The sequence below is a fragment of the Chlorogloea sp. CCALA 695 genome, from assembly GCF_003003885.1.
Lineage (GTDB): Bacteria > Cyanobacteriota > Cyanobacteriia > Cyanobacteriales > Chroococcidiopsidaceae > Aliterella.
The window spans coordinates 94850-103849 of the sequence record NZ_PVWN01000013.1; the positions used below are offsets into that span (position 1 = coordinate 94850).

8 protein-coding genes are annotated in these 9000 nt (G+C 42.0%); 7 read left to right on the forward strand and 1 reads right to left on the reverse strand.

All coding sequences use genetic code 11. The features are described 5' to 3' along the window. Positions 1-75 precede the first annotated feature (75 nt). Together C7B70_RS09645 and clpP are read left to right on the forward strand one after the other, a co-directional pair. Positions 76-1914, forward strand: a complete 1839-nt coding sequence (locus C7B70_RS09645; RefSeq protein ID WP_106368840.1) for a penicillin-binding protein 2 — start codon at positions 76-78, stop codon at positions 1912-1914. A 72-nt stretch (positions 1915-1986) separates the two neighbouring features. After that, positions 1987-2595 carry an ATP-dependent Clp endopeptidase proteolytic subunit ClpP gene (clpP, locus tag C7B70_RS09650; protein ID WP_106368841.1) on the forward strand — a complete coding sequence of 203 codons (609 nt, stop codon included), beginning with the start codon at positions 1987-1989 and terminating at the stop codon, positions 2593-2595. A 51-nt stretch (positions 2596-2646) separates the two neighbouring features. Here the strand turns inward: clpP and C7B70_RS09655 are convergent, their stop codons facing one another. Then, positions 2647-3507 carry a hypothetical protein gene (locus C7B70_RS09655; protein WP_106368842.1) on the reverse strand — a complete coding sequence of 287 codons (861 nt, stop codon included), beginning with the start codon at positions 3505-3507 and terminating at the stop codon, positions 2647-2649. A 455-nt stretch (positions 3508-3962) separates the two neighbouring features. Here C7B70_RS09655 and C7B70_RS09660 point away from each other — a divergent pair, with 455 nt between their 5' ends. From C7B70_RS09660 to C7B70_RS09680, 5 genes are all read left to right on the forward strand, one after another. Continuing rightward, positions 3963-6293 (forward strand): ribonuclease R family protein, encoded by a 2331-nt coding sequence (locus C7B70_RS09660; protein ID WP_106368843.1) that lies wholly within the window; start codon positions 3963-3965, stop codon positions 6291-6293. Between the two features lie 20 nt (positions 6294-6313). Further along, on the forward strand, positions 6314-6961 hold the full coding sequence (locus C7B70_RS09665; protein ID WP_233220876.1) for a flavin prenyltransferase UbiX: 648 nt from the start codon (positions 6314-6316) through the stop codon (positions 6959-6961). A gap of 83 nt (positions 6962-7044) precedes the next feature. Then, positions 7045-7680: a hypothetical protein gene (locus C7B70_RS09670; protein WP_106368844.1), complete on the forward strand. Its 636-nt coding sequence runs from the start codon at positions 7045-7047 to the stop codon at positions 7678-7680. Positions 7681-8120: 440 nt separating this feature from the next. After that, positions 8121-8342: a hypothetical protein gene (locus tag C7B70_RS09675; RefSeq protein ID WP_106368845.1), complete on the forward strand. Its 222-nt coding sequence runs from the start codon at positions 8121-8123 to the stop codon at positions 8340-8342. Between the two features lie 231 nt (positions 8343-8573). Then, positions 8574-8909, forward strand: coding sequence for an IS630 transposase-related protein (locus tag C7B70_RS09680; RefSeq protein WP_106368846.1), 336 nt, complete (start codon positions 8574-8576; stop codon positions 8907-8909). Positions 8910-9000 lie beyond the last annotated feature (91 nt).

Sequence of the window (9000 nt, forward strand, 5' to 3'; positions counted from 1 at the left end):
GCATTCGGGTAATATTAAGGCTAACCTAATGCCAGACAAAGGCTCATACGCTGACCTCCTCGCTATTTTGTCATAATGCCAACTTCAGTTCCCCCCTCTAATCGTTCTAATGGCGATCGCCAAGGTAAAAGGCGGCAGAAATTGCGCCTACAAGCAAAGCATGACAGCTATTTAAAACCGCAATTGTTTTCGGTTCGGCTGTGGCTAATTTGGGGGTTTTTAGTTGCTGTAGCGATGGGGTTAGGAGTGCAGTTGTTTCGGTTGCAAGTGCTGCACGGAGCGGAGCTATCCAGTAAGGCAAAAAAACAGCAAGTAATTTCTTTGCGTCCGTTTATTCCTCGTCGCCCGGTGATAGATCGTGTTAATAATGTTTTAGCAATCGACAGACCAGTTTATACTTTGTACGCTCACCCTAAATTATTTAAGAAATCCTCCGCAGAAGTTGCCAAGAAGTTAAGTAGCTTACTCCAACGTCCTGCTGGGGAATTGGAAAACAAATTTAACAGCCGTGATACGGGGCTACGGTTAGCGCCAGTATTGGGTGAAGAAGTTGCCGAAAAAATTAGTAAGCTGCGCTTGGATGGGTTAGAGCTAATTGAAGAATACTCGCGTTTTTACCCGCAAAAAGACCTAGTTGGGGATGTAGTCGGTTACGTCAATCTTGATCGTAGCGGTCAAGCAGGAGTAGAGTACAGTCAACAAAAGTGGTTAGAACGCTCTATAAATACCGTCAAGCTCAATCGGCGGGGCGATGGAGCATTAATGAGCGATCGCTCTCCTGCCGGATTTTTACACGTAGATGATCTCAGGTTACAGCTAACTATCGACACTCGCTTGCAAAGAGCTTCAAGGCTTAGGCTTAAAGAACAATTACAAAAGTTTGGGGCAAAACGTGGTAGCGCGATCGTTATGGATGCTAAAGATGGAGCCATACTGACAATGGTTTCCTATCCTTCCTACGATCCCAATACTTATGCCAAAGCAGATTTTAAATTATTTAAAAATTGGGCGTTATCCGACCTTTATGAACCCGGATCGACTTTTAAGCCCATAAATGTAGCGATCGCTCTAGATAGTGGTGTAATTCAACCAGATAGCGTATTTGCTGACCCTGATGTGATCACTGTCGGCGGCTGGCCTATCAGCAACGCGGAAAAAGAAGATCGTTACTCACTCTCTGTCGCCGGAATTTTGCAGTATTCTAGCAACGTTGGCATGGTGCAAATTATGCAACGCATGAAACCTGTTGAATATTACAAATGGTTGCAAAAAATAGAGTTAAATAAGCCTTTAGGGATAGATTTACCTTTTGAAACGGCAGGTCAAATTAAAGATCGCAATGAGTTCATTTCTTCTCCAATTGAACCTGCCACTACTTCCTTTGGGCAAGGATTTTCTTTAACGCCAATTAAGCTAGTCCAACTTGTTGCCGCTTTAGCTAATGGCGGTAAATTAGTAACTCCTCACGTTGTCGCCGGACTTGTAGACGCGAAAGGAAAAAGCCACTGGCAACCACCTTTACCCGCAGAAAAGCAACTTTTTTCGCCCAAAACTACCCAGGAGGTAGTCAAAATGATGGAAAAGGTGGTGAAAGAAGGTACAGGCAAAGCTGCCCAAATTCCTGGCTATCGATTGGCTGGAAAAACTGGCACTGCTCAAAAAGCAAGTCCTACAGGTCGCGGCTATTCTAGTGGGGCGAAAATTACTAGCTTTGTCAGTATTTTTCCTGTAGAGGCTCCGCGTTACGTAGTGTTAGTCGTAATAGATGAACCAAAAGGCATCGCTTTTGGCTCTACTACCGCCGCTCCTGTAGTTAAATCAATTATAGAATCGCTAATTGCCATTGAAAGAATCCCACCTAGCCAGCCTATAGCTGTTAAAGCTAGTCCCAGTCCTCAAGTAAGTAGAGATTAAATTTTTAGCGGAGGGAACTCTAGATAATCGCTAAAATTAAAGAATATTCTAAAAATAAAGGACGATTGTTAAGTGATTCCTATCGTTATTGAGCAATCCGGTCGCGGGGAACGCGCTTTTGATATTTATTCCCGCTTGTTAAGAGAGCGGATAGTGTTTTTAGGGCAAAAGGTTGATTCTAACTTAGCCAACTTGATCGTTGCTCAACTACTGTTTTTAGATGCCGAGGACGCAGAAAAAGATATTTTCCTCTATATCAATTCTCCTGGCGGTTCGGTAACGGCAGGTATGGGTATTTTCGATACTATTAAACACATTCGCCCTGATGTTTGCACTATTTGTACTGGTCTTGCCGCAAGTATGGGCGCTTTTTTGCTCAGTGCGGGGACAAAAGGCAAGCGGATGAGCTTACCCAATTCGCGGATTATGATCCACCAACCCCTAGGGGGAGCGCAAGGACAAGCTACGGATATTGAAATTCAGGCAAAAGAAATTCTTTACCACAAAAGAAAGCTGAATCAGCATTTAGCCGAACATACGGGTCAACCGATTGAGAAAATTCAAGAGGACACCGAGCGAGACTTTTTTATGTCTCCATCGGAAGCTAAAGATTATGGTCTGATTGATCAAGTAATTAACCGTCACGCTGCGGGTAGCCGACCCATGGCTGTAGTAGGCTAAAATTATTGGGAAAGTGAATCCTCTTGGTGGAAATCAAGAGGATTCATTTTTTTAGCTCGTTGCTTGCAAATGCTGGAAAAAATCTTTTAATTCTTGGTAACTTAAGTATTGGCGCGATCGCACTTTATAATTTTCCATCAGATAATCTTGACCCTGTTGATTATTCCACCCCAAACGTTCAAGTTCTTTGCCAGTTTGAGCAAATACTTGTAGGTAGTTCAAAAATTCAAATAATTGTTCCGTACTCAGCAAATCGCGCGATGCTTTTTTGTAAATGCGGTTGATATATTTCCGTTCTTGCTCGGCCGTCCAGCGCAAGTTTCTTAGCTCAGTTTCAATTGCAATCAATGTATCAGATAAGTCTATTGGCTCTATGGAATCGTTTATCGGCGACTCCGGTGTAAAGGTAGGCGAGATAAAGGGGGTAACGTTGTTAAAAGAAGCAACGGGATTATTAGTAGCTGGGCTAATAGTTTCAATCCCAAATTCCTCAATTACCAGGTCAGAATTAAGCTCCGGTGGCGCAGAGTAATCTTTTGAACTAATAGGCGCAAATTCTGGATAATCGTCTAGATCCGGGGGAGAGGTTGGCGCAAAGCTACGTTCTGAATTGCTCAAGTTTGTAACACTAATTGGAGCAGTTAATTCGGAAATAGCAGGAACAAGATCGCCTTCTTGGGGTGATGTTACTTGTACGGAGGGAGTAATTTCAGGAGTAGAAATAAGCGAGATCGCTCTTAGTCTTGCTTTGTCTTCAGCAAGTTCTACGGTTTCGGCGGCGGCTATGCCTGTAGCACGGATAACATTTTCAATTTGAACGGATACTTGAACTATAAATCTACCTTGATAAATAGTCAGTAATTGCGATAATAGACTGGCGGTAGGATAACGTGCTTGAAATTGAGCCAACATATAACAATTTGCTAAGATAATTTTCTTTATTTGTTTAGCGTCGCCTAGTTTTACGTGTCAAGGGCGATCGCCTGGAGTCAAAAACTGAGATAATACACTTAAAGTGCGATCGCGTGGCTACTTTAGTAAAATCCGACATTTAGGCACTACTTTCTTATCCTAGATGTTTATTGATAAGTCCGCTCGATTTAGAATAAATATAAAGATAGTTTGCAACCTCTTGAGCAAGTTTACTTCAGCTACCCACTTAAAGACTAAGGAATTGATCGCATCATTACCGTTACAAAATTAAGTATAGGGCGACTTCTTGAGTTAAACCTTGTCAAAGAAAGTAACAAGTAGGCGATGCTTTTTGAAGTTCGCGCCGCTAGCTGAAATGTCTACTGGCTAGCAGCAAGGTTAGATCGCACTTGTTGAAGCAATAATAATTTTTCCACCGGAGGGCGGTTCGCTACATGGAACTTTTTTCAATCGCTACACTACTCGCAAATTTTACAGATGATAAATTAATTGCTGCTAAAGTCTTAGAGAAAAAACTTGATTGCTCTGAGGAGCAGTCCATTGATAAATTACATATCGCTTTGGATGTATTAGAAAAAGTTGGCATCGTTGCCAAAGATCGCGGCAAATATCGCCGAGTATACGAAGAAGATTTGATTGAAGCAAAATTGCGCTGTTCTAGTAAAGGCTTTTGCTTTGCCATTCAACAAGGCGAAGGAGTAGAAGACATATATATTCGCGAAAGTCACCTCAGTACAGGTTGGAATGGCGATCGCGTTTTGGTCAAACTTACCAAGGAAGGCAGCCGCCGTCGCAGTCCTGAAGGAGAAGTAAAGTTAATTGTCGAGCGCTCCAATCACAGCTTACTAGCACGAATTAAGCAGGCAAATAACGGCGCAATGCGTGCAGTACCTCTAGACGATCGCTTATTGTTTGAAATTGATTTGCAACCAGACGGCGAACATAATCTAGAATCAGCAATCAATCATCTAGTTCATGTCGAAATTCAACGCTACCCTTTAGCTCAGTTTCCGCCCATTGGTAAAGTAGTCCAAATTCTCGGTAGCGATGCGGAAGCCGCCGCAGATATCGATTTAGTTTGCTGTAAGCATGACTTACCAAGAGTTTTTTCACCAGTAGTCGATGTTGCTGCTCAAAGTTTACCCAAATCTGTAAGTAAAGATGAGATCAAAGCCCGGATGGATTTGCGATCGCTCTTTACTTTGACAATTGGAGAAGAATCAGGGATAGAAGCAACAATTATTGAAAATGCTTTTTCTTTAGAACAAACTCCGGCTGGACACTGGCAACTTGGAGTCCATATCGCTGATGTTGCCCATTACATTACCCCAGAAGTAGTTACTTTAGACCGAGAGAGTTTAAAACGAGGTAGCGCCGTCTATTTGGGCGACACAGTGCTGCCAATGTTACCGGAGGCTGTTTTAGAGTCCTGTGCTTTGCTACCGGAGCGCGATCGCCTCTGCATCTCTGCCTTGATTACTATTGATGCGACAAGCGGACAAATAGTTGAATTTGAAATTCAGCCCACGATCATCAATGTAAATCGCCAAGTAAACGCCAAACAATCCCTTAGCTCAGAAGACGAAGTAAATAGTCAGCTAGACCAACTTTTAACATTAAGCAAGTTAATTAGAGGTCAACGCTTACAACGAGGCAGTTTTGAACTCAAGCTACCACCCCGCCTCAATTATTACCAAGATGAAGGGATGTTAGGGGCGGTAGTAGTTACATCAACAGAAAACGAGCAATCGTCGCCAGCAATAGGGTTAATGGTGACAGAATTTGTTTTACTAGCAAATCAAGTAGTTGCAAGTCACTTACAAGCCCTGGGCGTTCCAGCAATTTATCGCTCCCAATCAGCCCCCGATGTCGAAGACGTGGAGGAAATGATTAAACTAGCACATAATTTAGGAGCGCAAATAGCACTTACTGATAATTCAGTTACACCAATTGATTTTCAACGTTTTTTAGAGCAATATGCGACCTTGCCATCAGAGCAAGTATTAAATTATTTACTGCAAGCAACCCTCAAAAACGCTACTTATAGCTTGCAAGCTCTGCCGCACTTTGGTTTAGGTTTAGATTACTACACTCGTTGTACTTTCCCCTTGCGACGTTACGGCGATTTGCTGATTCAAAGGGTATTGCATACCATATTTGAACAAGGACGCGATCGCCGTACTACCCGCGCCAAAGAAGGTGTTAATCTTCGTCATAGTTCCGCACGGGGTAATATTAGTTGGAATGTGCTGCCTACAGAGATTCATCAAGAACTAGAAGCAGATTTAGGACGAGTAATTATTCCAATGGGCGATCGCGAAAAAGAGGTTCAAGACGCGGAGGAAGATTTGCTAGGGCTGCAAAAAGCCCAAATTATGAAGCAGCGTACTGGTGATGTTTTTGAAGGCTTAATTACTGGAGTCCAGTCTTACGGCTTTTTTGTCGAAATTGCCCTACCTGCAGAAAATGGCAGACAATTACAAGTTGAAGGGTTAGTTCATGTTAGTTCGCTTAAAGACGATTGGTACGAGTACAGAGCTAGATTGCAAGCGCTGTTTGGGCGAAAGAATCGCGCTTCTTACCGTTTAGGCGATCGCGTAGAAGTTCAAGTTAAAAGCGTTGACTATTACCGCCAGCAAATTGATTTAGTTACAGTCAATAGTAATAATAGCGATCGCCAAGCAAGTAACGACACTTTCAACGTTAATGATACCGATCCATTGAGCGAGGATGACTTAGAACCTTACACTGACGATGAGCTATAGTTCTCTATATTTTACTTTGCGTGTCTAACCTTACTCAATTAAATTCCCTATCTGTGCCAAAGTTACCTTTAATTTTGGGCGTTACTGGCGCATCTGGACTGATTTATGCTGTCCGCGCCGTCAAATTTCTGTTGGCTGCGGGATACAGTATCGAACTTGTTGCCTCCAAGTCTACCTATATGGTTTGGCAGTCAGAGCAAGATATTAGGATGCCTGTAGAACCAGTTGGGCAAGAGCAATTCTGGCGACAGCAAGCTGGAGTCGAAAGCTTAGGTAAGCTAACTTGTCATCCTTGGGGTGATGTGGGTGCAAATATTGCTAGTGGCTCTTTTCGCGTTCTAGGAATGATAATTATGCCCTGTAGTATGAGTACCGCCGCTAAGTTAGCGGCGGGCTTAAGCTCCGACTTACTAGAACGAGCGGCAGATGTGCAGTTAAAGGAAGGGCGCAAACTTGTAATAGTACCGCGCGAAACTCCTTTTAGCCTAATTCACCTGCAAAACTTGACCGCTCTAGCACAGGCTGGAGCAAGAATAGTACCAGCAATTCCGGCATGGTATCATCACCCTCAAACCATTGAAGACTTGGTAGATTTTGTAGTAGCCCGCGCTCTAGATCAGTTGGACATTGATTGTATTCCAATTGAACGGTGGCAAGGACGTACTTAAAGGCACAATATAATATAGTTCTAGGTTGTAAATATTTTTGCAACTTAAAGCTATTTTCGTTTCACCTAACGCGCGACTAATGTATGCAAATCATTTTGCTATTGGCAATCCTAGGAGGACTAGCACTGTTATTAGTGCAAAATTGGTCTCCCGTTCTTCCCTTAGTATTTTTGGGCTTAACAACTCCAGCTTTGCCGTTAGCCGTGTGGATTGTAGTTAGTTTAGCGGCGGGTGGGGGTACATCATTAGCGATCGCTAGTTTATTTAACGTAGCAAATTATTTCGCTCAATCCAAACCCAGCAGAAAACGCCCAGTTAAACCGCCGCCTCGTCCTCAACCATCGTCTAACACTTCTACTAAGCGACCCCAAGAAAGCAATAATAGCGCTGATGACTGGTTAGAAGATTCTATTAGCGATCAGGATTGGCAATATGAAGAAAATACGCAAGACTCTGAGAATGCCAAGGTTTCAACCCAAGACTCTAGAAGCTACGAGGGAAATAGCCAAGCCAAAAGCAGCAAACGTCAAGGCTCGGTGTATTCCTACAGTTACCGGGAGCCTGAAAACTCTAGAGAAGGAAAAACTGAGTCTGTATACGATGCTGACTACCGAGTGCTGACACCACCTTACAAGTCGCCTAATCCAGCCCAAGATGATGATGACGACGATTGGGGGTTGGATGATGAGCAAGATGATTTGCGATCGCCAAGGCAATAGTTATTCATGTTTGTTGTAGTAGAGCGATCGCACTTAGTCATGAATCCATAGTTCAATATTACTTATTACAACGTTTCCAGCTAAGGTTTTTAAAGAAAGCAGCAGAGTAAATAATTTACTTTACCATTGTTCAAAAGATAATTAAGCAAAATTATGCAAAGCAACTATTAAGCTTAAAAAGCTACTTTCAAACAGGTTTTCACTTGTATTTTGCTTAATTTAAACTAATATTTTCACTAAATCTCCAATCAATTCAAAAATATTTCTACGCGAATATACTGTTTTAAATTAAAGTTAGCTACTGGATCTTGAATACATTCACATTTTTACTCGTTAATTAAATGTTTTTGTATCATAATTTTAGCATTTGCAACTAATTTGCAAGCTTTATGCAACGCCACGACACATATTAAATTCTGTATATAATTTAAGAGAATAAAGTGAAACCAGAAGATATTATTCAAGATATTGTTCAAGATATTGCTTTTGAAGTAGGTAGCGAGTGTTTATCCAAGACTGCAGCTTCTACTAATAAATTAGGCGCTGTTGTAGGAGCAATTGCAACAGTTGGAGTTTTAGGGGTTACAGGTTCGTCCTATAGCAGTTCCTCTAGCCTTAGTGGGAGGAGCCTGAGCTGGCGCAAGAGGAGAAGCAGTAATTAAAAGTACCGCCAAAGGCATAAAGTCTACAGTAATAACCGTTGCTAAGAGTACAAGTTCTGTATTTGCAGGAGTCCTAGATTTATTTATTTAAAAGTAGCGAAGATTTTGTTAATAGAGGATTAGAAAAGCTTGAAAATGAACAATATAGCAATACGAAGTTCAGTTAGGACTTATAATAGTAATAAAACTTAGAGATCAAAATCAGAATGTCAGCCCCTTGAGCATGAAGAGCTGCGCCAAAAAGTAATAGCAGTAGCCAGAGGTGAGCGCAAAATAGATGTGAGTCAGATGTTTAATATCAGTCGCAATACTCTAGACCTGTGGTTGGCGCGTCAAGCAGAAACTGGAAGCTGTAAAGCAAAAGTGGCAATTGGGAAGCCAAAAACGAAGATTAGGGATGGGGAAAGATTTAGAGAGTTTGTGAAACAACATGGGGGAAAAACACAAATTCAAATGGCTTTGTTGTGGGGAGAAGGTGTGACACAACAAAATATTAGTGATGCTAGGAAAAAAATCGGGATAAGTCGAAAAAAAAGAGTCAGGGGTATCGAGAAAGAGATGAAGTGAAATGCTTGCCGTTTCAAGAACAATTAAAGTGCGATTCGTTGGTTAGTGAATCACGGTAATCAGTCCGTACATAACTAACCCAGCCAAGACT